The sequence below is a fragment of the Actinosynnema sp. ALI-1.44 genome (assembly GCF_001984155.1).
In the GTDB taxonomy this organism is placed as follows: domain Bacteria; phylum Actinomycetota; class Actinomycetes; order Mycobacteriales; family Pseudonocardiaceae; genus Kibdelosporangium.
Map to the genome: position 1 here is coordinate 942,005 of NZ_MTQO01000053.1, position 23,532 is coordinate 965,536.

At 69.3% G+C, this 23,532-nt stretch carries 29 protein-coding genes; 15 read left to right on the forward strand and 14 right to left on the reverse strand.

Annotation, left to right across the window (positions count from 1 at the left end; translation table 11 throughout):
- Positions 1-18 precede the first annotated feature (18 nt).
- The 5 genes from ALI144C_RS46630 to ALI144C_RS46645 all read left to right on the forward strand — a co-directional run bounded on the left by ALI144C_RS46630 (position 19) and on the right by ALI144C_RS46645 (position 3,616).
- On the forward strand, positions 19-396 hold the full coding sequence (locus ALI144C_RS46630) for a MerR family transcriptional regulator (RefSeq protein WP_076993793.1): 378 nt from the start codon (positions 19-21) through the stop codon (positions 394-396).
- Complete coding sequence (trxA, locus tag ALI144C_RS46635; RefSeq protein WP_076993621.1) at positions 384-713, forward strand: thioredoxin; 330 nt, start codon at positions 384-386, stop codon at positions 711-713. Before ALI144C_RS46630 ends, trxA begins: the two co-directional genes overlap by 13 nt.
- A 112-nt stretch (positions 714-825) precedes the next feature.
- On the forward strand, positions 826-969 hold the full coding sequence (locus tag ALI144C_RS56085) for a hypothetical protein (protein ID WP_168211516.1): 144 nt from the start codon (positions 826-828) through the stop codon (positions 967-969).
- A gap of 45 nt (positions 970-1,014) precedes the next feature.
- Positions 1,015-2,385, forward strand: coding sequence for an acyl-CoA synthetase (locus tag ALI144C_RS46640; RefSeq protein ID WP_076993622.1), 1,371 nt, complete (start codon positions 1,015-1,017; stop codon positions 2,383-2,385).
- Positions 2,369-3,616 (forward strand): carboxyl transferase domain-containing protein, encoded by a 1,248-nt coding sequence (locus tag ALI144C_RS46645; protein ID WP_083753966.1) that lies wholly within the window; start codon positions 2,369-2,371, stop codon positions 3,614-3,616. Before ALI144C_RS46640 ends, ALI144C_RS46645 begins: the two co-directional genes overlap by 17 nt.
- A 4-nt stretch (positions 3,617-3,620) precedes the next feature.
- Here ALI144C_RS46645 and ALI144C_RS46650 read toward each other — a convergent pair whose 3' ends face one another.
- Entirely contained in the window at positions 3,621-4,994 is a 1,374-nt protein-coding gene (locus ALI144C_RS46650; RefSeq protein WP_076993624.1) for an MFS transporter, read from the reverse strand.
- Positions 4,995-5,157: 163 nt separating this feature from the next.
- Here ALI144C_RS46650 and ALI144C_RS46655 point away from each other — a divergent pair, with 163 nt between their 5' ends.
- Complete coding sequence (locus ALI144C_RS46655; protein ID WP_076993794.1) at positions 5,158-6,117, forward strand: Lrp/AsnC family transcriptional regulator; 960 nt, start codon at positions 5,158-5,160, stop codon at positions 6,115-6,117.
- Here ALI144C_RS46655 and tsaE read toward each other — a convergent pair.
- From tsaE to ALI144C_RS46675, 4 genes are read right to left on the reverse strand one after another with little or no spacing between them, the layout of a single operon-like run.
- On the reverse strand, positions 6,110-6,565 hold the full coding sequence (gene tsaE / locus ALI144C_RS46660; RefSeq protein ID WP_076993795.1) for a tRNA (adenosine(37)-N6)-threonylcarbamoyltransferase complex ATPase subunit type 1 TsaE: 456 nt from the start codon (positions 6,563-6,565) through the stop codon (positions 6,110-6,112). The two genes, ALI144C_RS46655 and tsaE, sit on opposite strands and share 8 nt — an antisense overlap.
- Positions 6,562-7,650 (reverse strand): alpha/beta fold hydrolase, encoded by a 1,089-nt coding sequence (locus tag ALI144C_RS46665; protein ID WP_076993625.1) that lies wholly within the window; start codon positions 7,648-7,650, stop codon positions 6,562-6,564. The genes tsaE and ALI144C_RS46665 overlap by 4 nt, the downstream gene beginning before the upstream one ends.
- Complete coding sequence (gene alr / locus ALI144C_RS46670) at positions 7,647-8,753, reverse strand: alanine racemase (RefSeq protein ID WP_441297607.1); 1,107 nt, start codon at positions 8,751-8,753, stop codon at positions 7,647-7,649. Before alr ends, ALI144C_RS46665 begins: the two co-directional genes overlap by 4 nt.
- A 29-nt stretch (positions 8,754-8,782) precedes the next feature.
- A complete protein-coding gene (locus tag ALI144C_RS46675) occupies positions 8,783-9,664 on the reverse strand; it encodes an SMP-30/gluconolactonase/LRE family protein (protein ID WP_168211517.1) in 882 nt (293 codons plus the stop codon).
- Between the two features lie 90 nt (positions 9,665-9,754).
- Here ALI144C_RS46675 and ALI144C_RS46680 point away from each other — a divergent pair, with 90 nt between their 5' ends.
- On the forward strand, positions 9,755-10,177 hold the full coding sequence (locus tag ALI144C_RS46680; RefSeq protein ID WP_076993628.1) for a MarR family winged helix-turn-helix transcriptional regulator: 423 nt from the start codon (positions 9,755-9,757) through the stop codon (positions 10,175-10,177).
- A gap of 55 nt (positions 10,178-10,232) precedes the next feature.
- On the forward strand, positions 10,233-10,865 hold the full coding sequence (locus tag ALI144C_RS46685) for a TetR/AcrR family transcriptional regulator (RefSeq protein WP_076993629.1): 633 nt from the start codon (positions 10,233-10,235) through the stop codon (positions 10,863-10,865).
- On the opposite strand, the gene ALI144C_RS46690 is transcribed toward ALI144C_RS46685, so the two are convergent.
- Entirely contained in the window at positions 10,830-11,741 is a 912-nt protein-coding gene (locus ALI144C_RS46690) for a LysR family transcriptional regulator (RefSeq protein WP_076993630.1), read from the reverse strand. The two genes, ALI144C_RS46685 and ALI144C_RS46690, sit on opposite strands and share 36 nt — an antisense overlap.
- A 60-nt stretch (positions 11,742-11,801) precedes the next feature.
- Here ALI144C_RS46690 and ALI144C_RS46695 point away from each other — a divergent pair, with 60 nt between their 5' ends.
- The gene (locus ALI144C_RS46695) at positions 11,802-12,149 is read left to right on the forward strand and encodes a DoxX family protein (RefSeq protein ID WP_076993631.1); all 348 of its coding nucleotides are present in this window, start codon (positions 11,802-11,804) and stop codon (positions 12,147-12,149) included.
- On the opposite strand, the gene ALI144C_RS46700 is transcribed toward ALI144C_RS46695, so the two are convergent.
- A complete protein-coding gene (locus ALI144C_RS46700) occupies positions 12,146-13,678 on the reverse strand; it encodes a carboxylesterase/lipase family protein (RefSeq protein WP_168211518.1) in 1,533 nt (510 codons plus the stop codon). The two genes, ALI144C_RS46695 and ALI144C_RS46700, sit on opposite strands and share 4 nt — an antisense overlap.
- Positions 13,679-13,785: 107 nt before the next feature.
- Here ALI144C_RS46700 and ALI144C_RS46705 point away from each other — a divergent pair, with 107 nt between their 5' ends.
- Positions 13,786-14,751, forward strand: coding sequence for a GlxA family transcriptional regulator (locus ALI144C_RS46705; RefSeq protein ID WP_076993633.1), 966 nt, complete (start codon positions 13,786-13,788; stop codon positions 14,749-14,751).
- On the opposite strand, the gene ALI144C_RS46710 is transcribed toward ALI144C_RS46705, so the two are convergent.
- From ALI144C_RS46710 to groES, 6 genes are all read right to left on the reverse strand, one after another.
- Positions 14,701-16,086, reverse strand: a complete 1,386-nt coding sequence (locus tag ALI144C_RS46710) for a bifunctional ADP-dependent NAD(P)H-hydrate dehydratase/NAD(P)H-hydrate epimerase (protein ID WP_076993634.1) — start codon at positions 16,084-16,086, stop codon at positions 14,701-14,703. The genes ALI144C_RS46705 and ALI144C_RS46710 overlap by 51 nt on opposite strands.
- Positions 16,087-16,178: 92 nt before the next feature.
- Positions 16,179-16,367, reverse strand: a complete 189-nt coding sequence (locus ALI144C_RS46715) for a hypothetical protein (RefSeq protein ID WP_076993635.1) — start codon at positions 16,365-16,367, stop codon at positions 16,179-16,181.
- Complete coding sequence (locus tag ALI144C_RS46720; protein WP_076993636.1) at positions 16,364-16,618, reverse strand: hypothetical protein; 255 nt, start codon at positions 16,616-16,618, stop codon at positions 16,364-16,366. Before ALI144C_RS46720 ends, ALI144C_RS46715 begins: the two co-directional genes overlap by 4 nt.
- A 4-nt stretch (positions 16,619-16,622) precedes the next feature.
- On the reverse strand, positions 16,623-16,967 hold the full coding sequence (locus tag ALI144C_RS46725) for a DUF6247 family protein (RefSeq protein WP_076993637.1): 345 nt from the start codon (positions 16,965-16,967) through the stop codon (positions 16,623-16,625).
- A 118-nt stretch (positions 16,968-17,085) separates the two neighbouring features.
- Positions 17,086-18,708 carry a chaperonin GroEL gene (groL, locus tag ALI144C_RS46730; RefSeq protein ID WP_076993638.1) on the reverse strand — a complete coding sequence of 541 codons (1,623 nt, stop codon included), beginning with the start codon at positions 18,706-18,708 and terminating at the stop codon, positions 17,086-17,088.
- A gap of 81 nt (positions 18,709-18,789) precedes the next feature.
- On the reverse strand, positions 18,790-19,098 hold the full coding sequence (gene groES, locus ALI144C_RS46735; RefSeq protein WP_033384045.1) for a co-chaperone GroES: 309 nt from the start codon (positions 19,096-19,098) through the stop codon (positions 18,790-18,792).
- A gap of 156 nt (positions 19,099-19,254) precedes the next feature.
- Between groES and ALI144C_RS56980 the strand changes: the two genes are divergently transcribed.
- Together ALI144C_RS56980 and ALI144C_RS46745 are read left to right on the forward strand one after the other, a co-directional pair.
- On the forward strand, positions 19,255-19,653 hold the full coding sequence (locus ALI144C_RS56980; RefSeq protein WP_076993639.1) for a hypothetical protein: 399 nt from the start codon (positions 19,255-19,257) through the stop codon (positions 19,651-19,653).
- A gap of 81 nt (positions 19,654-19,734) precedes the next feature.
- A complete protein-coding gene (locus tag ALI144C_RS46745) occupies positions 19,735-20,352 on the forward strand; it encodes a hypothetical protein (RefSeq protein WP_076993640.1) in 618 nt (205 codons plus the stop codon).
- An 85-nt stretch (positions 20,353-20,437) separates the two neighbouring features.
- On the opposite strand, the gene ALI144C_RS46750 is transcribed toward ALI144C_RS46745, so the two are convergent.
- Positions 20,438-20,740, reverse strand: a complete 303-nt coding sequence (locus ALI144C_RS46750) for a WhiB family transcriptional regulator (RefSeq protein ID WP_076993641.1) — start codon at positions 20,738-20,740, stop codon at positions 20,438-20,440.
- Between the two features lie 338 nt (positions 20,741-21,078).
- Between ALI144C_RS46750 and ALI144C_RS46755 the strand changes: the two genes are divergently transcribed.
- Genes ALI144C_RS46755 through ALI144C_RS46765 form a run of 3 tightly spaced genes read left to right on the forward strand, consistent with a single transcriptional unit; the run spans position 21,079 to position 23,524 of the window.
- A complete protein-coding gene (locus tag ALI144C_RS46755; RefSeq protein ID WP_237774650.1) occupies positions 21,079-21,951 on the forward strand; it encodes a MerR family transcriptional regulator in 873 nt (290 codons plus the stop codon).
- Complete coding sequence (locus ALI144C_RS46760; protein WP_076993642.1) at positions 21,948-22,931, forward strand: hypothetical protein; 984 nt, start codon at positions 21,948-21,950, stop codon at positions 22,929-22,931. Before ALI144C_RS46755 ends, ALI144C_RS46760 begins: the two co-directional genes overlap by 4 nt.
- The gene (locus ALI144C_RS46765) at positions 22,928-23,524 is read left to right on the forward strand and encodes a response regulator transcription factor (RefSeq protein WP_018682728.1); all 597 of its coding nucleotides are present in this window, start codon (positions 22,928-22,930) and stop codon (positions 23,522-23,524) included. Before ALI144C_RS46760 ends, ALI144C_RS46765 begins: the two co-directional genes overlap by 4 nt.
- Positions 23,525-23,532: the final 8 nt, after the last annotated feature.

The following is a 23,532-nucleotide window of genomic DNA, read 5'->3' on the forward strand; positions in this document are numbered from 1 at the left end:
GCCTAGCGTGGACGCATGATGCGGATCGGAGAGCTGGCCCAGCGCGCGGGCACGAGCACACGGTCCCTGCGCTACTACGAGGCACAGGGGCTGCTGACCACCCGGCGGGCGGCCAACGGGCACCGCGAGTACGACGAGAGCGACCTGCGCCTGGTCAAGGAGATCCGGTCGCTGCTGGAGATCGGCTTCGCGCTGGAGGAGACCCGCCCGTTCGTCGAATGCCTGCGCGCGGGGCACACCGCGGGGGACGTCTGCCCGGCGTCGATCGAGGTCTACCGGCGCAAGCTCGCGGAGCTCAACGAAGGCATCGCCCGGCTGAGCGCGATCCGCGACCGGCTCGCCGCGCATCTGGACACAGTCACGGTCCCGGAGAGGAAACGACCATGCTCGAACTGACGGACACGACATTCGCCGCGCACCTGGCGGACTCGGACCGGCCGGTGCTCGTCTACTTCTGGGCGACGTGGTGCCCGCCGTGCCGGATGCTCGCGCCGGTGCTCGCCGAACTGTCGGCCGAGCTCACGGACGTCGTCGAGATCGTCAAGGTCGACCTGGACGCGGAGGTCGCCACCGCCCGTTCCCAGCGGATCATGGCCGCGCCGACGCTGAACCTGTACCGGGACGGCGAACTGGTGCACTCCATGGTCGGCGCCCGGCCCAAGCACGCACTGCTGCGCGACCTCGAATCCCACCTGGAACTCACAGCCCGATAATTCCGCTCAGGGCCGGTGCCTGAGACCGTCCATGAGCAGGTCGAGCAGTCGTCCGACCTGCTCGTGTTCGCTCTGGTACCCGGCCATGGCGACGCCGCTGAGCGTCACCAGCATGTCCCACGGGCTGTACTTCGAGGACTCCGCTGAAGCCAAACCGTGCGTGCGGGATGGCGAACTCCGGGGCATCGCGTCGTACGCGCTGGACCCGGCGGCGGCAGAGCGGTTGTGGGAGGTGTCCCTCGCCACACTGGGCTGACTCCACCCTGGGCTGATCCCCGCCGGCCCCGGCATAGTGGCGTGCATGTTTGGTGAGCTGACCCGGGCTACCGACCGCCCTGCGCTGCGTTTCGGCGATGTGGACCTGACCTACCGGCAGTTGGCGGGTGCGGCGGGAGCTGTCGCGGCCCAGATCGAGGGCAAGGCGCGAGTCGCCGTGTGGGCGACGCCGACGGTCCAGACCGCGGTGGCCGTGATCGGCGCACTGGTCGCCGGGATCCCGGTCGTGCCGATCAACCCGAAGGTCGGCGAACGCGAACTGGAGCACATCCTCGCGGACTGCTCGCCGGACGTGATCCTGCGGGAAGCGGACATCGACGTCACCGCCTCCGCGCCGTTGCCCGGCGTGGACATCGCCGACACAGCGCCCGCGTTCATCGTGTACACCTCCGGCACCACGGGACCGCCGAAAGGTGTCGTACTGCCCCGCCGGGCCATCATGTCCAATTTGGATGCATTGGCGACGGCGTGGGAGTGGACGTCCGAGGATGTTTTGGTGCACGGGCTGCCGCTGTTCCACGTACACGGTTTGATCATCGGGATCGTGGGGCCGTTGCGGCGCGGTGGGTCCGTTCGGCACGTCGGCAAGTTCAGCTCCGCCGCTGTCGCACGGGAGCTCGGCGCCGACGCCACGATGATGTTCGGCGTCCCGACGATGTACCACCGGCTCGCCGCCGACGCCGAGGCCGATCCCGCGTTGGCCGAGGCGATCGGGAAGGCGCGGTTGCTGGTGTCCGGGTCGGCCGCGCTGCCCGCGAGCGACCACGACCGCATCTTCCAGGCGACCGGTCAGCGGATCGTGGAGCGCTACGGGATGAGCGAGACGCTGATGAACTGCAGCGTCCGCGCCGGTGGCGAACGCAGGCCGGGCACGGTCGGTCCGCCGGTGGACGGCGTCGACCTGCGGATCGTGGACGAGCAGGGCTCGCGGGTGCCGGACGGTGAGATCGGTGAGATCGAGGTGCGCGGCCCGAACCTGTTCCTTGAGTACCTCAACCGGCCGGACGCGACTGCGGAGGCCTTGCGGGACGGCTGGTTCCGCACCGGCGACGTGGCCACTGTCGACCCGGACGGGTACGTCAGGATCGTCGGCCGCCGCGCCACCGACCTGATCAAGAGCGGCGGCTACAAGATCGGCGCGGGCGAGATCGAGAACGTGCTGCTCGAACACCCGCAGGTGGCCGAGGTGGCGGTGACGGGCGAGCCGGACGACGACCTGGGCGAGCGGATCGTCGCCTGGATCGTGCCCGCGGGGGACCGGCCCGCCGAGCAGGACCTGATCGACCACGTGGCCAGGCTGCTCACACCGCACAAGCGGCCACGGGTGGTCCGGTTCCTGGACGCCTTGCCACGCAACGACATGGGCAAGGTGACCAAGCGTGCCCTCAGCCAGTGACCCGCTGAGCTGGCCCGGGTACGAGGAAGCCAGAGTCCGGGCAAGAGCGGCGACCGGCGCCGAGGAATCGGTGACGTACGGTCAGGTGCTGATCGGCGACATCGACGTGATGCTGGTCGAGTTCGACTTCCGGTTCCTCGGCGGCTCGGTCGGCACGGCGACCGGTGACCGCCTGGTGCACGCGCTGTCGACGGCGCGTACGCACGGCCTGCCGGTTGTGTCGTTGCTGGCGACCGGCGGAAGCCGAATGCAGGAAGGCATGCTTTCGCTGCTGCAACTGCAACGGGTGGCGCGGGAATGCCACCTGAACCGGGAGAGCGGGATTCCGCACGTCACCGTGCTGCGTAACCCCACCACAGGTGGTGTGTGGGCGTCGCTCGGCGCGAGCGCGGACGTCATCCTCGCCGCCGACGGCGCCCAGGTGGCCTTCGGCGGCCGACGAGTGCGGGCCGCCCAGGACGCCGACCACCCGGCGTTCACGGCGACGGGCCAGTTCGCCGCCGGGCAGGTCGACGAGGTGGTGACACCCGAGTCGCTGCCCGACGCGTTGTCCACCTGGCTGGAACTGCTGACGGGCGGCGTCGACGAGCCGGCGGAGGTACCGAAAGCCCTGGGCAGCACGGAACTCCCGGCCACCGGCTGGGAAGCGGTCAGCCGCGCGCGTGACCCGCGGCGACCACGCGCCACGGCGTATCTGGATGCCTACTTCGACTCCTACCGGCTGATCACCGGTGATCGGACCGGCGGCGTCGACCCGGGCACGCTGTGCGGAATCGGGTGGCGCGGTGGACGTTCGGTCGCCTTCGCCGCCCAGACGGGAACAGCGACCGAACCGCCCGGGTACCGGACGGCCTGCCGGTTGATCACGATGGCCGACCGGCTCGGCATCCCGGTCCTGACCCTGATCGACACCCCTGGCGCGGCCAACGATCCAGCGTCGGAGTCGGCCGGGCTGGCCGCGGCGATCTCCAGTGTGTTCACCGCGGTCGCCGCGACCCGCATTCCCGTGACCACCCTGGTGATCGGCGAAGGTGGCTCCGGCGGCGCGTTGGCGCTCGCCGGAGCGGGCCGGACCTGGATCACCCCGGACGCCTACTTCTCCGTGATAGCACCGGAACTGGCCGCGGCCATCCTGAAACGGGGCCAGGGCGAGGCCGTCGAACTGGCCGACCACCTGCACCTGCGCCCGCAGGACCTGCTCGACCTGGGCGTGGTCGACGGCATCGCGTGACGGCCTAGGCGTCCACCGGCAAGGCTTGCTTGGCCTCGTTGCCGCTCGCTGCACTGCGCGACTTGACGAACACCAGCGCGAGCACGGCCGCGACAGCACCGACGACACCAGCGACCACATAGGACGATTCGAGCCCCTTGTCGAACTCCGTCGAGTGGCTGACGACTGTGCCGAGAACCGCCACGCCCAGGGCGAACCCGAGCTGCCGGAACGTGTTCAGCGCACCGGACGCCATTCCTGCCCGCTGGTGCGGGACCGTCGCCATGATGGCGCCCGGCAGAGCCTGAGCTGTCACCGCGACGCCCACGCCCGTGACGATCATCCCCGGCAGGGTCACTGTCCAGCTGTTCCCCGTTGTCATCAGGAAAGCACCCAGGCTGACCACCGCCATCCCGATGCCGATCGTGTACCTGAACGGCACCGCGTGCAGGCGCCTGCCGAGCGTGCCCGCGATCACGAAGGAAGACAGGCTCATCGGCAGCAGGGCCAGCCCCGCCGTCAGCACCCGCAGACCCAGGCTCTGCTGCAGCCAGACCGACATGAACGGCAGGTAGCCGAACGCCGCGAACGAGAAAGCCATCGCCGCCAACAGGATCACCAGCGAGGACGGCCTGCGCAACAGCGTCAGGTCCAGCATCGCCTTCGTGCTCCTGGCCTGCAGCACCACGAACACGACCAGGACCAGCAGGCCCGCGCCGATCCAGCCGAGGACCTCCGCCGAGGCCCAGCCGTGCTGGCCCGCTTCCATCAGGCCGTACGTCACCGCTGCCACACCTGCCGTGAAGGTGATGACGCCGGGGACGTCCACGCCTTGGGCGTGCGGGTTCGTGGATTCCGCCACGACCTTCGCGGTCAGCCAGAGCGCGAGGAGCACCACCGGGATGTTGATCAGGAAGATCCAGCGCCAGCCGATGAACTCGGTCAGCACGCCGCCGACCACCGGTCCGAGCGCCGACGCGACCCCCGCGACCACGCCCCAGATCCCGAGCGCGATTCCCCTGTCCCGGCCGTGGTAGACGACGTTCAGGATGGCCATCGTCGTCGCCATCATCGCCGCACCGCCGACGCCTTGCACCGCTCGTGCGACCACGAGGACCTCGGTGGACGGCGCCAGGCCGCAGGCGAGCGACGCCACACCGAAGACCACCAGGCTGCCGAGGTACGTCCGTTTGCGGCCGATCTGGTCGGCCAGCGCACCGCTGGCGAGCACGATCGCCGCCAGTGCCAGCGCGTAGGCGTCGACCACCCATTGCATGCCGGTGAGCGACGCCTGCAAGTCGCTCGCGATGTCCGGCAGGGCGACGGTCACGATCGTGACGTCGACCAGCAGGATGAACCCGCCGAGGCACACCGCGAGCAGCGGCGACCACTTCCCCATGTCGATCTCCTTAGGACACTGTCGTGTTCGACCGAAAGGATCTGTGTCCGACACCGCCGATGCCCATGACCGGAGCCACAACGACGGATTTCGACATCCGGTCAGCTCTTGTGGTGAAAACCGACACCTGACCGTGCGGCGGCACGGGCGCTACCGTGAAGCGGTGGAAGTCGACGAGATCGACAGGGCGCTGATCCACGCGCTCGAAGTGGACGGGCGCGCGCCGTTCAACAAGCTCGGCGAGGTGCTCGGGCTGTCCGACCAGACGGTCGCCAGGCGCTACCGCAGGCTGCGGGCGGAGTCGGTCGCGCGAGTGGTCGGCCAGACCGCGCCGTGGCGCGTCGGCCAGGTCCGCTGGTACCTGCGGATCCGGGTGGAGCCGAGTGTGGCGGTGTCCGTGGCGACGGCGTTGGCCCGCAGGCCGGGGACCTACTGGGTGCAGATGAACTCCGGTGGCACCGAGATCACGTGCGTGGCGCAGGCCGCCAGTGCCGAGGAGCCGGACAACCTGCTGCTGCGCCAGTTGCCGCGAACCCCGCGGGTCATCGACGTCACCGCGCAGAGCGTGCTGAACGTGTTCCTCGGTGACGAGGCCGTCTACCCCTCGTTGATCAACGCGCTCACGCCGGAGCAGGTGGCCGCGCTCCGGCCGGAACTGTCCATAACGGACGAGACGGTCGCGTTGGACGATGCCGACCAGCGCATGCTCGCCGTGCTCGAACAGGACGGCCGGGCCGGGTTCGCCGAACTGGCCAAGGCGACGGGCTGGTCGGAGAGCACCACCCGGCGGCGGCTGGAGTTCCTGCGCGAGTGCGGCGCGGTCTACCTGGACGTCGACCTGAACTCCACCGCGCTCGGGTTCTTCAGCGAGACGCACCTGTGGATGTCCGTCGCCCCTTCGGACATCCAGCGCACCGGCGAGATCCTGGCCTCACACCAGGAGATCGCCTTCGTCGCGGCGATGACCGGTGCGGCGAACATCGGCGCGACGGCGGTGTGCCGCGACGTGCCGGAGTTCTACCGGTACCTGACCACGAAAGTGGCTTCGCTCAAGGCGATCCGCCAACTGGAGACCGCGCCGGTGATCCGCACGATCAAGCGCGGCGCCACGCTCGTCACGTGAGCTGGGCGACCCGAGCGGTCCAGGCGCCGTGCGGTTCGAGCCGGGCTGTCCGGGTGTCGTCCGGCTGCCTTTCCAGGCGTACCACCAGGTAGTCGTCCGCCAGTTGCTCGGCCAGGCCCTCGCCCCACTCGATCACGACGGCGGCTTCGGTCAGGTCGGAGTCGAGGTCCAGGTCGTCGACCTCCTCGACGTGGCCGATCAACCGGTACGCGTCGACGTGCACGAGCGGAACGCCGCCCGGCTCACCGGGCTTGTGCACCCGCTCGATCACGAACGTCGGCGAGCTGACCCGGCCCCGCACCCCGAGACCCGCGGCGATTCCCCGTACCAGCACGGTCTTTCCCGCGCCGAGCGGACCGGCGAGCAACACGAGGTCGCCCGCGCCGAGCATCCCGCCGAGCTTCTGTCCGAACTCGACTGTGTCGTCAACTGTGGGAAGGGAGATCATGCTCTGCGCTGCCACCATCTACGTCCCGCGCCACGACCGCTGGCGCACTGCCTGACCAGGTCGACCAGGCCGGCGTTGACCTGGTCGGGTTGTTCGAGGATCACCATGTGCCCGGCGCCGCGCACCCGGACCAGCTTCGCGTCCGGCAGTTCCGCGGCGATCCGCTCGGCGTGCGAGAACGGCGTCATCCGGTCGCGGTCCCCGCTGAGCACGAGCACGAAACAGTGTTGCAGGCCGACCAGCGCCTTGTACCTGTTGTGGCTGCCCAGCGTCTCGATGAAGTCGGCGAGCACCCGGACCGGGGTGACGTCGAGCATGTCCATCATGAAGTCGACCAGCTTCGGGCTGACGCCGCGGCTGCCGAACGCGATCAGCCGGACCGCGCGCCGGGTCAGTTGCCCACCGGCGGCCCTGACCAGTTCGACGAGGCCGGGCTGCCAGTCGGCGAGCGCGCCCATGCTGCGGGTCAAGGGGTTGTAGCGGGACAGCAGCGGCCTCGGCAGGCCGCTCGCGCCGATCTCACCGGCGGACGTGCCGATCAGCGCCACGCCGCGGATCCGGTCGGCGAACAGGTCGGGTTCCTGCTCGGCGAGCGCGATGACGGTCATCGCGCCCATCGAGTGCCCGACGAGGACGATCGGCCCCTTCGGCACCATCGCGCGCAGGACGGCGGCGAGGTCGCGGCCCAGTTGGTCGATCGTGCTCGACACCTCGGTCGCCCGGCCGGACTTGCCGTGGCTGCGCTGGTCGTAGAGCACCTGGCGGACCCTCGGATCGGTCTGCTCGGCCAACATCCGCCGCTGGAAGTGCCACGACTTCCGGTTCAGGGCGAACCCGTGCACGAGCACGACGGTGATGTCGGGCGTGCCGCCGTCGTCCGGGTCGACTTCCTCGACCGACAGGGGCACGCCGTCGTCGGCCGCGACCGTGCTGGTCCGGCTCGGCGGAAGCAGGCCCAGCGGCTCGTCGGCGTACATGTCCGCTATATCGCGGCGTTTGGACCGAACGACAGCGGTTCCGATGGCCGCGCCTGTGGCGACGACTCCGACCGCGCCTCCGATCAGGCCCGCGACGCGACCGTTCACGACATGCCCACGTAACGGCGCCGCACGCGCGGCCGGTACATGTTCGTCACGATCTCGTAGTCGATCGTGCCCAGCTTGTCGGCCCATTCGCGGGCAGTCGGCTCGCCGTGGGCACCGGGGCCGAAGAGGATGACCTCGTCGCCTGGGTTGACCGGGTCGTCGCCCCGGTTGTCTCCGCAGTCGACGACGATCTGGTCCATGCACACCCGTCCGACAACCGGACGGCGCCGCCCGGCCAGGAAAACCTCGAAACGCCCCGACAGCCCACGGGGCACGCCGTCGGCGTAGCCAACGGGGACGAGCGCGAGCGTGGTGTCCCGCTCGGCGATCCAGGTGTGCCCGTAGGACACGCCTTCGCCCGCGCGGGTGAGCTTGGTGCTGACCACACTGGACCGGAAGGTCATCACCGGCCGGAGGTCCTCGTGCCGGGGGACGGGATTGAGCCCGTACATGGCGATCCCGACGCGGACCATGTCGTAGGCGAGGTCCGGCCGGGTCAGCGCGGCCGCCGAGTTCGCGATGTGCCGGATCGGCGTGTGGCCCGCGGCCCGTGCGATCTCGTAGGCGTGGTCGAACCGCTTGGCCTGCAGGTCGATGGACGGGTTGCCGAGTTCGTCGGCCGAGGCGAGGTGCGACCAGATCCCGTGGACGTCGTGGTCACGGGCGGCTTGGACCAGGTCGGGCCATTCCTCGGCGGAGCACCCGTTGCGGTTGAGCCCGGTGTCGATCTTGAGGTGGATCCTGGCGCCTTCGGTCGCCCGCAACTCGGCGACGCTGGACACCCCGAGATCCACACCGGCCGCGATGGCGTCGGACAGGTCCTCGTCCGGCGCGTGCAACCAGGCCAGGATGGGCGCTTCGACACCGGCTTTGCGCAGGTCGACGGCCTCGGCGGGGGAGGCGGCCCCGATCCAGGTGGCGCCTGCCTCGAGCGCGGCCTTCGCCACGGGCACGGCGCCATGGCCGTAACCGTCGGCTTTGACCACGGCCATCACCGGGACCTGGGCGCGGTCGGCGAGCAGGGCGACGTTGTGCCGCAGAGAGTCGAGGTCGACGACAGTCTCCGCACGCGGCGCGTATTGACCGGACATAACGTCGCCCATGCTCGCATATGTTTGTTACCAGCTCAGTGCTAGACCCTGCTCAGGAAGAACTCGTCAGAGACACGTCCCTCCAGCAGGAGCCAATCCAGCCTGCCGTTGACCACATACGTGCCGTACGGCGTCACGGCCGCGGTTGTCGGCGCCGAAATCGGCCACGCTGTGTGCTTCGTCACCGCCGCGCCTGCCCAGAGTCCCCTGGGTCGCAGCACGGTCACCGCGTCCTCGCCTGGCCCGCCGAGCTTGTTGGTGACGACGACCAGCGAACCGTCAGGCTGGAGCGCGAGGCCGTCCCCGCCGACGAGCGGCTTGTCCAAGGCGACCTCCACGAGACGGTTGTGTGTGACCTTGTAGAGCTTGCCGTTCTCGTAGTGCACGACGAGCAGGAACCCGGCCGGGTGCCAGACCACGCCGTTCATGCCGTACGCCACGCCCGTCAGGCGCTTGTCCGTGACGAACGGTGTCGCGTTGCCGTTGACGTCGACCTTGTAGAGCGTCTCACCCGGCGGGTCGGTGACGTACGCGTTGCCGAACCAGTCGATCGCCAGGTCGTTGGCGGCCTTGCCGAACTTGACCAGATGCAGTGTGCGGCCGGTCGACAGCTCGAAGATGCCGAGACCCTGGCTGTACGCGGTCAGCACGCGGTTGCGCACGGCGTCGACGTGCACGCCGAGCGGCTGTGTCAACGCCGGGTCGCTGACCAGCGTGCGGGCCTGGCCGTCCTTGCCGACCACGGAGATCGTGCTGCGCACGATCGAGGTGACCAGGAACGCCTGCCTGGTCGGGTCCCACGCCACGCCTTCCGGGTGCAGCGCGTCCCCCTTGCCGTTGATCAGTTTCGGCATCGTTGACGCCGCGGCCGTGCCCGTGGAAGCCAGGAAGACGGCCAACGCCATCAGAACTATTCGCTTCATTCGTGCCCCCATCTTTATTAGGATCCATACAGTAATCAGAGCTCTGATGATGGTCAAGGCTCTTGCTGGACGTAGCATGTTGACGTGCGGATGCCGGTCGAAGAACGCCTCGGGACGAACCTGAAGCGGGCGGTCGACGCCCTCACCACCGCCAAGCAGGCCGCCGTGAAGCCGAGCGGGCTGACCATCCCGCAGTACTCGGCCATGCTGTTCCTCGTCGACAACCCGGGCATCTCGGCGGCGGCGCTGGCCCGGCTGTGCATGGTGACCCCGCAGACGATGACCACGATCCTGCAGAACCTGGAATCGGCCGGGATGATCGTGCGCACCCCGCACCGCTGGCACCGCAACATGCTGGAAACGCGGTTGACCGACGCGGGGCAGGCGGCGTTCGACAAGGCCGACGAACGGGCGGTCGCGGTGGAACGCGGTTTGGCCGACGAGTACACCGAGGACGAACTGAACACCCTGCGCGCACTGCTGGACAGGTGCACGGCGGCGTTGTCGGAGTGAACGACTCGGCGTGGTAATACCATCACCCGGGTGGGGGATACTGTAAGTTCGTTCGGTGGCGCAAGACAAGGCGGTTCGCCGGCGGGCGGCGCATCTGGGCCCGGAGAAGCGACGGCCCCTCATCCTTGACTCGGCGCTACAGGTCTACCTGGCACACGGGTATCGCGGAACGTCCATGCAGGCGGTCGCCAACGCGGCCGGTGTCACCAAACCCGTGGTGTACGAGTGCTTCCGCAACCGCGACGAGTTACTGCTCGCCCTGCTCGCCAGGGAGGAGACACGGCTGTTCGACGCCGTGATCGCGGCACTGCCGAAGACGCCGGACTTCGACAACATCCAGGCGCTGATCGAGTCGGGGCTCGAGGCGTTCCTGACCGCGGCGACCGGGGCGCCGGATTCGTGGCGAGTGGTCTTCGAGTCCTCCCGCAACTCCGATTCCCCGGTTTCCCAACGGGTCCAGGCGGCCAGGGAGACGGTCACCGGCAGGCTGCGCGACCTGGTGATGATGTACCTGGCCACCTTCCAGGTCGAAGACAGCGAACGCAAGGCGCCGGTGCTGGCCGCGTTGCTCGCGTCGATCTGCGAGAGCTGCGGCCGGATGATCATCGTCGAGCGGCAGCCGTGGACACCGACCGACCTCGCCCAGTACGTGTCACGATTGATGACCCTCGGCGTCAAGCGCGCCTGAATTCCGCACGCAGCACTCCACGAAGTCCCTGGTGACGGCGTTGGCGTCGGCTGCGAACGCGACGCCGACCCGCGTCGGCTCGACGCCGGAGACAGGCAGGTAGGTGATACCGGGCCGGGCGTAGAAGCGCGCCGAGGACTCCGGGGCGAGGGCGATGCCGTAACCGTTGGCGATCGCGCTCAGCCACTCGTCCGGGGTGTCGGTGACCGCGCCGATGCGCGGCTGGCGCCCGTCCCGCTCGTCCGCTGCCAGCCAGTAGTCGCGCCACCGGCCTGTTTCCGGCGCGGCCGCGACGAACGGCTCGTCCCACAGCTCGCGGAAGTCGACCCGGTCACGTCCGGCGAGCCGATGAGTCGTCGCCAACGCGATCACCCTCGGTTCGGTCAGCAGCACCCGCACGTGCCAGTTCTCCTGACCGGGGAACGGAAGCCGGGTGATCGCGGCGTCCACGTCACCGTCGTCCAGCCCGGCACTGGGGTTCGACCAGGTGGCTTGCCGCATGTCGACACGCCAGCCCGGACGGCGCTCGGCGAACGCGGCGATGATCTCCGGCGTCGCCTCGTTCGCCGCGCTCGCGAGGAACCCGACTCGCAGTACCTTCGCGGCACGGCTCGCCGCGCTCTTGGTGTCCCGCAGCACGCCGTCCCAACCCGCCAGCAGCGCCGGGACTTGACGGGCGAATGTCGTGCCCAGGTCCGTGAGCGCCATTCCGGCACGGGAACGTGTGAACAGCTGGACACCCAGGAGGTTCTCCAACTGTTTGATCTGCTTGGTCAGCGCGGGCTGCGAGACGAACAGCCGCTGCGCGGCCCTGGTGAGGTTGCCTTCCTCGGCCACCACCACGAAGGAGCGCAGCAACCGGGTGTCCACATCCATGCCATCAGGTTATAGACGCAGGTATTGGACGCAAGCCGGGCATCCGGCCACGGTGGGGGCATGTCGACCAGCTATCTGATCGTCGCGGCCGTCACGGTCGCGGTGAACACCGCCGCCGCGGTCGCCGACTTCGTTCGCGCGAAGTTCGTCCTGGCCAACGCCGCCGAACTCGACCTGCCCGCGTTCTCGATCCTCCCGCTCGGCGTGCTGAAACTGGCCGGTGCCTCCGGGCTGGCACTGGGCATGGCGGGAATCGAGGCCGTCGGCATCGCCGCCGCCGTCGGCCTCGTGCTGTTCTTCGTCGGTGCGGTCGGGATTCACGTGTGGAAAAGCGTGTACCACAACATCGGGTATCCGGGCGCCTGCCTGGTGTTGGCAGGCGCCACGCTCGCTCTTTCGTTCAGCTAGGGCTGCAATCCCGCCCAGAACGCGCAATTGCTTTCGACGGCAGGGTTCTTCGGCGCCACGGCCGTCAAACCGAGTTCCTGGACGTCACCGTCCGAGGTGTACCGGCGCCACTCCGGCAGGCCGCGGGTGTTCGGGTTGCCGGTGTGCGCGAACGTCGTCCAGTAGCGGACCATGGTCGCCGACAGGGATTCCTGCCGCGGCGTCATCGGCTTGCCGAAGAACTGGCGCCAGGTGTAGTTCAGTTCGAAGGCGTGCGCCGCGCCCTCGTCGAACCCCGGCCAGTCCACAATGGCCGGTGCGGTCCGGTCGGTGAACTGGTACGCGTACACCGGAATCGGGAGCGGCTTGGCCGTGAACAGCTTGTAGCTGTCCAGATGACCACAGGTGGACAGCAGTTGCGACGGCGCGTCGGTCTGCCAGGTGGCCAGTGCGACGCTCGGCGACGAGTAGTTGCCGACCGGGTACCTGGCCAGCACCTTGTCGGCCGCCGGGCCGAACGTCTCGCGGGTGATCTGCTCGTACTGCGTGGCCGTGACAGGCTTGCCGACGCCGTCGTAGAACAACCCGACGAACAGCCTGGCCTCGTCCAGGTTGCTGCCCCACAACAACGGCACGTGCTGGAACTTGTCACGCCGGATCGCGTCCGGTGGCTGCAACGGCAGTTCACGCCCGCCGACCACCGGTGCCCCGCCGGGCCACGCCGCCAGCAGGTCCTTGACCGGCTTGCCCCGCAGGCAAGCCGCGTCAGCGCAGCCGAGCTTCGCGGCGAACTGCGTTCCGGTGGCGTGTGCGGCGTCCGGAGTCAGCGTGTCGGCCGCACAGCTGAAACTCTGCCCGATCGCACGATGGAACAAACCGGTGGTCAACGGCGAGACGACCATGTCGCAGACGCTCGACGCGCCCGCCGACTCGCCGAAGATGGTGACGTTGCCGGGGTTCCCGCCGAACGCGGCGGCATTGCGTTGCACCCATCGCAATCCCGCCAGCTGGTCCTGGAGGCCGTAGTTACCCGACTGGTTGCCCGCTTCGGCGGTCAGACCGGGCGTGGCCAGGTATCCCAGCGGTCCCAGTCGGTATGCGACCGTCACGACGACGACGTCGCCTTTCGTCACCAGTTTGACCGGGTCGTAGTGGCTCGCGGCGCCACTGGTGAACCCGCCGCCGTGGAACCACACCATCACGGGCAACGGCTTGTGCTGCCGCTTCGGTGCGGTGACGTTGAGGTACAGGCAATCCTCGGCCTCGGACGCGTCCGGGCCGAGCGCGGGCAGTTGGGCGCAGATCGCCTTGGGTTTCGTCGCGTCCAACGGGTCCCGCCACGGCGCCGCCGGCCGTGGCGGTCGCCACCGCAGCGTGCCGACCGGTGGCGCGGCGAACGGAATCCCCTGGAACGAGCGGACATCGCCGGTCACGGATCCCCGGACCGGGCCGCGATCGGTGCGGACGACCGTGCCTGGCGCGGCATCCGCCGGGCCTGCGAGCAGTCCGAGCAGGCCGATGCTGGTGAGTACCAATCCTCGCCATTTCACCCGCTCACTGTGGCACGGTCCGCGACGCCCGGCCTCCCCCGCAGGTCGGAGACCGGTCCAGTGCCGGGGAAAGCGGTCCACCTGAGGAATCCGGCCATAATGGGGGCATGCCTGTTGCGGCGATCCTCGCGTTCGACAATGTGATCCCGTTCGACCTGGCGACTCCCATCGAGGTGTTCTCCAGGACGAAGGCCTACGAGGTCCGGGTCTGCGGCACGTCGACAGTCGACGCCGGAGCGTTCCGGCTGCAACCGCCGTGGGGTCTCGACGGGCTCGTCGGCGCCGACATGGTGATCGTGCCCGGCTGCGCCGACGTGTACGCGCCCGTAGCGGACGACGTCCGCGAGGCACTCCGGTCGGCAGCCGAAGCGGGAGCCCGGATCGCGTCGATCTGCACCGGCGCGTTCATCCTGGCGGCGACCGGTTTGCTGGACGGCAAGCGCGCGACAACGCACTGGCTCGTCGCACAGGCGTTGGCCGAACGCTTCCCGGCTGTCACGGTCGATCCCAATGTGCTCTATGTGGACAACGGACAGGTGCTGACGTCCGCGGGAGCCGCGGCGGGATTGGACTTGTGCCTGCACCTGATCCGCAAGGACTACGGCTCCGCCGTGGCGGCGGACGCGGCGCGCCTGTCGGTGATGCCGTTGGAGCGCGAAGGCGGCCAGGCCCAGTTCATCGTCCACCCGCAGCCCGCGATGCCGCAGGGATCCGTGCTGGAACCGTTGCTGCAGTGGATGGTCGACAACGCGGGCCGAGATCTGTCCCTTGAGGACATAGCGGCGCACGCGATGATCAGCGCGCGAACGCTGAACCGGCGGTTTCGCGAGCAGATGGGCACGTCTCCGTTGCAGTGGTTGCACAACCTGCGGATCCGGCAGGCGCAGACGCTGCTCGAGTCCACGTCCGCCCCGGTCGAACTGATCGGCGCCCGCGTGGGATTCGGGTCACCGACCGCCTTCCGGGAACGGTTCAAGCGCGTGGTGGGGATCAGCCCGACCGCGTACCGGATCGCCTTCCGGTCAGTCGCGCAACCAGCGGATGGTCTCCGGCAAAGCGCCGGCGATCGCTGACGCCGGAGCGGGCGCGCCGGACGCGGCGTACGTGCCCGCGTGCGCGTGGGCGTACGCCGCGCATCCCGCTGCCAGCCACGGATCGATGCCCGCGGCGAGCAACGCGCCGAGAATCCCCGAGAGCACATCCCCCGACCCCGCCGTGGCCAGCCACGCCGAAGGTGCCTGGTTGACCAGCACGCGGCCGTCAGGCGCGGCGACGATCGTGTTGTACCCCTTGAGGAGTACGACCGCGTTGACCCGCCGGGCGAGCGATTTCGCCGATGCCACACGGTCTTTGCCCAGTGGTGCGAGCCTGGCGAACTCACGGTCGTGCGGCGTGAGGACAAGGGGAGTGTCCGGGTCACGCCGATCCCACAACGCCGGGTGCTGCGACAGCAGCGTGATCCCGTCCGCGTCGACGCAGACCGGGACACCGACGCCGAGGACGTACTCCATCAGCTCACGGCCCGCGCCGCCGGTCCCGACGCCGGGGCCGACCACCCAGGCCTGCACCCGTCCGGCGTCCTCGATCGCCCCGCTGACAACGACTTCCGGCCACCGCTGGCCCACGATCTCCGCGGCGGTCCCGGCGTACCGCACCAACCCGGACGTGGCGAGCACCGCACCGCTCGCGGACAGGACGGCGGCACCCGGGTAGGTGGCCGATCCGGCGGCGATCCCGGTGACCCCCTGGGTGTACTTGTCGTCATCCGGCCCGGGGACCGGCCACGCGCCTGCCACGTCCTGCCGGTCGATGATCCCGAAGTCCGGCTCGCCCAGCGCCGCGCCGAGACCGATGTCGAGCACCCGCACCTCGCCACACCGGGGGCTGAGCGCGTGCACGGGCTTGCGCCCGCCGAACGTGACGGTGATCGCCGCGTCGACACACGGGCCGTCCTCGGCCCCGGTGTCCGGGTCGACTCCGCTCGGCAGGTCGACAGCGATGATCGGAGCGGTGATCCGCTCGACGAGCTTGGCCGCGTCCGGCCGCAACGCGCCCTTGCCGGAGATACCCACGATGCCGTCGATCACCACGTCGGCCGGGCCCGGCTCGGCCACGATCCGGCCACCGGCGCGCCGGTACGCCGCCAGCCCCGCGGCATGGGCCCGCTCGGGCTTGAGCAGGATCGCATCGACCGCGATGCCCCGACGGCGCAGGAACGCACCCGCCCAGAGCGCGTCACCCCCGTTGTTGCCCGCGCCGACCAGGAGCAGGACCTTCCGCGGCCGGAGTTCGGCGGCGCAGACTGCCACCCCGAACGCCGCGCGCCGCATCAGCGTCGACTCCGGTACCGTCTGGAACAGCTTCTGCTCGGCCGCCTTGACCCGATCCGTCGTCCACACTCCACGCATGCGACCAAGGTACGGCCCAGGAGCGGGGTGGCGCTCACGACAACGGCGCCTCTTCGCCGGAGCGAGGAGGCGCCGTTGGTGGCTACTGGGTGTCAGTGGCCGTGGCCATGTCCGTGGCCGTGTCCGGCCGCGGGTGGCTCTTCTTCTTTCTTTTCCACGACGGAGCTCTCGGTGGTCAGGACCATGCGGGCGATGGATGCCGCGTTGGTGACTGCCGAGCGGGTGACCTTCACGGGGTCGATGATCGCCACGCCGGTCGCCGACCAGGCGTGTTCGGTCAACCAACCCAGGTCACACTCACGACAATCACCCGACGCTGATCTTCCAAGATCAGGTAGACGGCGATGCCCTCGGCGGAGGAGCCGAAGAGTACTTTGCGCAAATTCCCATCGGGGTTGTCGTCCCGGTATGGGAGGGCGTCCCATGGGGTGAGTTCGAGAAATGCGATGAGTTCCGCGTAGTAGGGCAGCGCCGCTGTAGGGAGCCCGTCGACCTGGTCTCGTGCCTCGGGAAGGATCTCGTACGAGTACACGCGGCTAGTGACCCAGCCTCGCGTTGATCTGTGCCTTGTGTTCTTGGCTGGACACCGTGGGCACGTTCTCTCCGCGCTGCAGGCGGGCGACTCGTTCGAGCATGTTCTGGTGCGCGAGTGGCCCTTGCCGCTGGGTGATCTCGGCGATCTTCCGGTACGTGTCCAGCACGGTGAACACGCCGGTCAGGTTCAAGGTGTGAGCGGCTGAGGCCATTTCCTCGGCGTAGCGCTGTTCGAATTCCCTGCGCTCGGAGCCGACGAGGGCGTCTCGGATCGCCTGCGGGGTGTTGGCTGACAGCAGCGCGGGCCCCGGCCGGGCGTCCGGTGTCGGCGAGGCGGGAGAAGCCATGGCTCACACCATAGACCGCGAAACGACTTAGGCGCGATCTGGAAGCAGGTTCCGCTGGTCCTACGACAACGGCGCCTCTTCGCCGGAGCGAGGAGGCGCCGTTGGTGGCTACTGGGTGTCAGTGGCCGTGGCCATGTCCGTGGCCGTGTCCGGCCGCGGGTGGCTCTTCTTCTTTCTTTTCCACGACGGAGCTCTCGGTGGTCAGGACCATGCGGGCGATGGATGCCGCGTTGGTGACTGCCGAGCGGGTGACCTTCACCGGGTCGATGATGCCTTCGGCGACCAGGTCGCCGAAGGTCAGCTTCGCCGCGTTGAGGCCGTGGCCCCAGTCGCTTTCGCGCACGCGGTGCACCACGACCGCGCCCTCGAGGCCGGCGTTGCTGGCGATCCAGTGCAGCGGCGCGGCGAGTGCCTCGCGCACGATCGCCACACCGGTCGCCTCGTCGCCGGTCAGGCCGAGGTTGCCGTCGAGCTCCTTGGCCGCGTGCACGATCGCCGAGCCGCCGCCGGGGACGATGCCTTCCTCGACCGCTGCTTTCGTCGCTGCCACCGCGTCCTCGATGCGGTGCTTGCGCTCGGTCAGTTCGGTCTCGGTCGCCGCGCCGACACGGATCACCGCGACGCCACCGGCCAGCTTGGCCAGTCGCTCCTGCAGCTTCTCCCTGTCCCAGTCCGAGTCGGACGCCTCGATCTCCTTGCGGAGCTGCTCGACGCGGGCCTGCACCTCGGCCTTGTCGCCCTTGCCCTCGATGATCGTCGTCTCGTCCTTGGTGACGACGATCCGGCGGGCCGAGCCCAGCACGTCCAGGCCGACCTCGGCCAGCTTCATGCCGATCTCGCTGGAGACCACCTGGCCACCGGTGACGAACGCCAGGTCGTCGAGGAACGCCTTGCGGCGGTCACCGAAGAACGGCGCCTTCACCGCGACGGCCTTGATCGTCTTGCGCGCGGAGTTGACCACCAGGGTGGACAGCGCCTCGCCCTCGATGTCCTCCGCGACGATCAGCACCGGCTTGCTCGCCTGGACGATCTTCTCCAGGATCGGCAGCAGGTCGGCGAGCGCCGAGATCTTCTCGCGGAACAGCAGGATGTACGCGTCCTCCAGGACGGCTTCCTGCGCCTCCGCGTCCGTGGCGAAGTGCGCCGAGATGTAGCCCTTGTCGAACTGGACACCCTCGGTGATGACGAGTTCGGTCGCCAGCGTGGAGGACTCCTCCACGGTGATCACGCCGTCCTCGCCGACCCGCTCGATGGCCTCGCCGAGCAGCGCGCCGATCGACGCGTCACGCGAGGTGACGGTGCCGACCTGGGCGATGTTGTCGCGGCCCTTGATCGGGGTGGCCTTGGCGCGGAGCACCTCGACGACCTTGTCCACGGCGGCCTGGATGCCACGGCCGAGCGAGGTCGGGTTGGCGCCTGCCGCGATGTTGCGCATCCCGACCCGCACGAGGGCCTGGGCGAGCACGGTCGCGGTGGTGGTGCCGTCACCGGCCACGTCGTTGGTCTTGGTCGCCACGCTCTTGGCGAGCTGCGCACCGAGGTTCTCGAACGAGTCTTCCAGCTCGATCTCACGCGCCACGGTGACACCGTCGAGCGTCACGGTCGGGCCGCCGAACTTCTTGGCGAGCACGACGTGCCGTCCGCGCGGGCCCAGAGTCACCTTGACCGCGTCGGCCAGCTTGTTGACCCCGCGCTCGAGTGCCCGACGAGCGTCCTCGTCGAAGCTGATCTGCTTGGGCATTTACAACCTCTCTTTAAGACAAACACCCCGGTGGCCCCGGTGAAGGGGACGCCGGGGCGCTTGACGTCGAGTGGCAGCGCGTCAGTTGATGACGGCCAGCACGTCGCGGGCGGAGAGGATCAAGTACTCCTCGCCGTTGTACTTGACCTCGGTGCCGCCGTACTTCGAGTAGATGACGACGTCGCCGACGCTCACGTCCAGCGGAACGCGGTTGCCGTTGTCGTCGATGCGGCCGGGGCCCACAGCCAGGACCTTGCCCTCCTGGGGCTTCTCCTTGGCGGTGTCCGGAATGACGAGACCGGACGCGGTCGTCGCCTCGGCCTCGCTGGCCTGAACGACGATCTTGTCCTCGAGCGGTTTGATGTTCACGCTCACCGGTGTGACCTCCATGGGTCTTCCAAAGCGTTGGCAGGTACCTACAGCGGCTCCTGGCCACCCCGCCGTCGCGGGTGCCGGGGCGGTGTCTGGTGCCGTGCAACTAGCACTCTACCCACTCGAGTGCCAACGCTTCAACGCGGCCCTCCTCGCACCGATAAAGTCGCTGCCGTGCGCATCGCAGCTCGAATCGTCCAGGGCATCCTCCTCGTCGGTGGCATCGGTCTCGGGATCTTCGCCGGGATCAGGGGAGCCATCCTCGCCAACAAACCGACTGTCTGCTTCAACCACTCGGGCAACGGCCCGCGCGAGTACCCGTGCCCCGGCATCGGCGACATCCCGGTCGACCTGAACTACATGGTCGTCGTCGCGGTGCTCGCGGTCGGGCTGATCGTGGCCGCGTGCGTGTTCCGGCCGTATCCGCCGGGCCACGGGCGCCAGGGGCAGGCCCAGCCACAGGCGCAACCCCAGGGGCAGTCGCCGGGCTGGCAGCCGCAGGGGCCGCCGAGCGGTCAGGTCCCGGCGCAGCAGTACCCGCCGCAGCAGCCGGGCCAGTTCGGGCCGAGATAGCGGTATACCGGAAGTCCTGCGCCGCCGCATGCCGCTGGTTATGCTCCCCGCGACTGGGCAAGCAGAAGCTGGGGGCAGTAGGTGAGTTATCCGCAGGGTCCGCAGTACGACGGCGGCTATCAGCAGCAACAGGGCGGTTATCCGCAGCCGGGTGGGTATCCCCCGCAGCAGCCGGGCTACCCGCCGCCCTACCCGCCGAAGAAGAACAACAACGCCCTGATCATCACGCTCGCGGGTGTCTCTGCGGCGGCCGTGATCGCGTTGGTCCTGGTGCTCGTTCTGTCCGGCAAGGACGACAGCTCCTCCACGGCGAGCGACAACAAGCCCGCGGGCGCGCCCGACGTGGAGATACCGGGGCCGAACGGCGGCGGGAAGCCGACCGGTGGCAGCCGGCCGACGGGTGGCGGGAGCAGCGGCGACAGCGGCGGCCCCGAGGAGCTCGCGAAGGCGGCCGTGGACGCCATCGAGTCGAGGTCGACCAGTCAGATCGACTCGCTGGCCTGCAGCAGCACGGCGGCCAGTGAGCTCAAGCGTGAGCTGGCCAAGGTCCCGTCCGGGGTGACCGCGACGGTCGACGACGTCAAGGAGACGGGCTCGACGGCGCAGGCGAAGATCACGATGAAGCTGGGCGGCCAGAGCGAGGGGTTCACCATGGAGATGCGCAAGAGCGGCTCGAAGTGGTGCATCAGCGGCATCTGACCGCCGGGTGTTCGAGAGCGGGACGTTAAAAAGGGGCGCCGGTCGGCGCCCCTTTTCGGATTCAGTTGTCTGGGGTGAGTGCGGTCTAGGTGCCCGCGCCGACGAAACTTCGTTTGCGGGTCTTGATGATGCTGTCTCGTTCGGACTCGGAGAGCCCGCCCCAGATCCCGTACGGCTCGTGTACCGCGAGCGCGTGTTTGCGGCACAGTTCCAGGACCGGGCACGCGTGGCAGATAGCTTTCGCCCGCGCCTCCCGCCTGCTGCGTGCCGGCCCGCGCTCGCCGTCGGGGTGGAAGAAGAAGGCGCTGTCCATACCGCGACAGCTGCCTTCGAGCTGCCAGTCCCACACGTCCGCGTTGGGGCCGGGAAGCCTGCGCGTATCCGCCATCTGGCCCGCCTCCTCGTCTCGTGGAGAGGACGTCAGTACTCCATTCGGTCCAACGAAGGCGACAGTAGAACCGCGCCAATACTTGTTCAAGGGTGATCACCAAGAGATCACCCAATCCAGTAACCGGCCCATTACGGACAGCGTCGGGTGACACCGGCGGTACACGCTGTGCCCGCAAACGATCACTCTGTAGGCATTCCTTGCTCACCAACACGACACGGCGGCGGCTCCGGTTGCCGGGGGCTCGGACCGACCCGACGATGAGAGTTGTGGCGACGGGGCCGGATTCCATCCTCGGCATCCCCCTGCGGGGGGACGTGCCGGAGCCGTCATTGCCGGTGGCTGCCGTGGCCCGCAGGCTCGGCGTGGCACCGTCGACCCTGCGCACGTGGGACCGCAGGTACGGCCTCGGCCCACGGGGGCACACCACGGGCAGGCACCGCAGGTACGGACCGGAGGACGTGGCACGTCTCGAACTGATGCAACGGGCGTTGCTGCGTGGGGCGTCACCGGCCGAAGCAGCCGAGTACGCGCTCAGGGCGCACGTCGAGCCGGGCAAACCCGCGCCACAGCCGGTCGCTGTGCCGGACGAATCGGCATTGGCGCGGGGGCTCGGCAGGGCCGCGCTCGCGATGGACACCCCGGCCGTGCAGGAGCTGCTCAACGAGGCGATCGCGGCGGACGGCGTGATCTCGTGCTGGGACCGGGTCGTGCGGCCGGTGCTGACGGCCGTCGCGGGCCGCTGGGCGCACTCGGGCGCCTGCGTGGAGGTGGAGCACCTGCTCAAGGAGTGCGTCCTCGCCGCGATGATCGCCGCGACCCCGTTGCTCGGCCACGCCCGCAACCCGAGACCGGTATTACTGTCGTGTGCGCCTGAAGAGCGGCACAGCCTGCCGCTGTACGTACTGCGCGCCGCGCTGGCGCGCCGCGAGATCGGGACCCAGATGCTCGGTGCCGCGCTGCCGGCCGACGCGCTCGCCGCGGCTGTCCGCCGGACGGCCCCCGCCGCTGTGGTGCTGTGGGCGCAACTGCCCCGGCACGGCGATCCGGACGTGTTCGAGCGGGTGCCGCAGACCCGGCAGCGGATCAGGATGTTCGGCTGCGGTCCCGGCTGGGTCACCGCCCGGCTGCCGGAGCAGGTCCGGCGGCTCGACGCGTTGGCCGACGCCGTCGACCAGATCGAGGCGGTGGTCGCGGGTGCGCGCACATGAAGAGTGACCAGCTCCGCGCCGCGGCCTTCGGTGACCGCCCGGACACCCGCGTGTCCCCCGGGGAGCGCCCGAGGGACCGTTGGCTGGCAGCGGTGGTGCTCGGCGGTCAGGGCCGCTACGCCGCGGCCTCCGCGGTCCTCACCGATCTGGTCAGGCACCGGGACCCGGTGATCGCGTCGCTGGCCGCGAGCACCCTCGGTTCGCACCGCAGGCAAGTGGGTGGCCACGACGTCGCGCGGCGCCTCGACGCGACCGCGCTCGCCAGGCTGACCGACACCGCCGCCGACGGCGACTGCGACGGGATCGACGCGCTGGGCGCCCGGTCGGACGCGTTGCTCGGGCTCGCGGCCGACGCGCTGGGCACCGGCAGGCTGACCGCCGCGCGCAGGCTGATCGCGGCCGCGGACGCGCTCGGCGATGTCGGCTGGCGTGGGCAGGTCCGGCTCGGCTGGGTCAGGGCCGAGGTGGAGCTCGCCGCCGGACGTTCTTCTGAATCGGTACCGAACGCGGAGGCCGCCCTGCGTCGAGCGCTGGCCGCGGGGGCCGTCCGGCACATCGCGAAGTCCGGCATGGTGCTCGCGGCGGCGTTGACGGTTCGGGGCGGCGTCACGGAGCGCATCCGGGCCAAACACCTCGCGTCCGGGGTGGTGGACCAGGCGATCGAGTACGGCCTCCTGCCGCTGGTGTGGCCTTGCTCACTCCTGCTCGCGGATCTGGACCCCGCGAAGGCGGACAGCCACCGCGCACGCGCGGCCGGTGCTCTGCACTGTGTGTTACGACGATCTGACCCGATCGCGCGTCGCCTGGCCGCGTCCTCCCCCTGGGTGCCGGACACGCTTCTGACATCGGGTGAACCCACCCGGACGAGCATCCGGGCGAACTCGTTCACAGAATTACCACCAGATCGTGTCAAGGTTGGCGCGCAAGCGTCCGATAGGGGAGGAGGAACGTCACTCGGCTGCAGGAAGGAGTCCCCGTGACGACGGTCTTGATCTGCGACGACCGGCGCAGCGTGCGGGAAGGTCTCACCCGCGTTATGTCTGCTGTACCCGGGGTTAGTCGCATCGACTGCGTAGCGCACGGTGACGAGTTGCTCGCCCGCTTCTCCCGCCAGCCGGTGGACGTCGTGCTCGTTGGTACCCAGCGCGCCGTGCCGACTGGTGTGGAAGCGACGCGGCGGCTCGTGTCGGCCAACCCGCAGGCAAACGTCATCGTGTTCGGAGCGCCGGACGATGCGGGCAGCATCGCCGCGGCGATCGCAGGCGGTGCCCGTGGTTACCTGCGTTGGGACGCCTCGCGCCCCGAACTGGTGGCCGCGCTGGCGCACACGCTGGCCAGCACCTCGGTGCCCGCGCCGCGTCAGCCGTCCGACCCCGGTGTCCAGCTCACCGATCGTGAGTTGCAAGTGCTGCGCGGGATGAGCCAGGGCAAGAGCAACGGACAGATCGGGCGTGAGCTCTACCTGTCCGAGGACACGGTGAAGACCCACGCGAGGCGGTTGTTCCGCAAGCTGGGGGTGCGTGATCGTGCGCAAGCTGTCGCACACGGTTTCCGCCGGGGCCTGGTTTCCTAGCGGCGGAT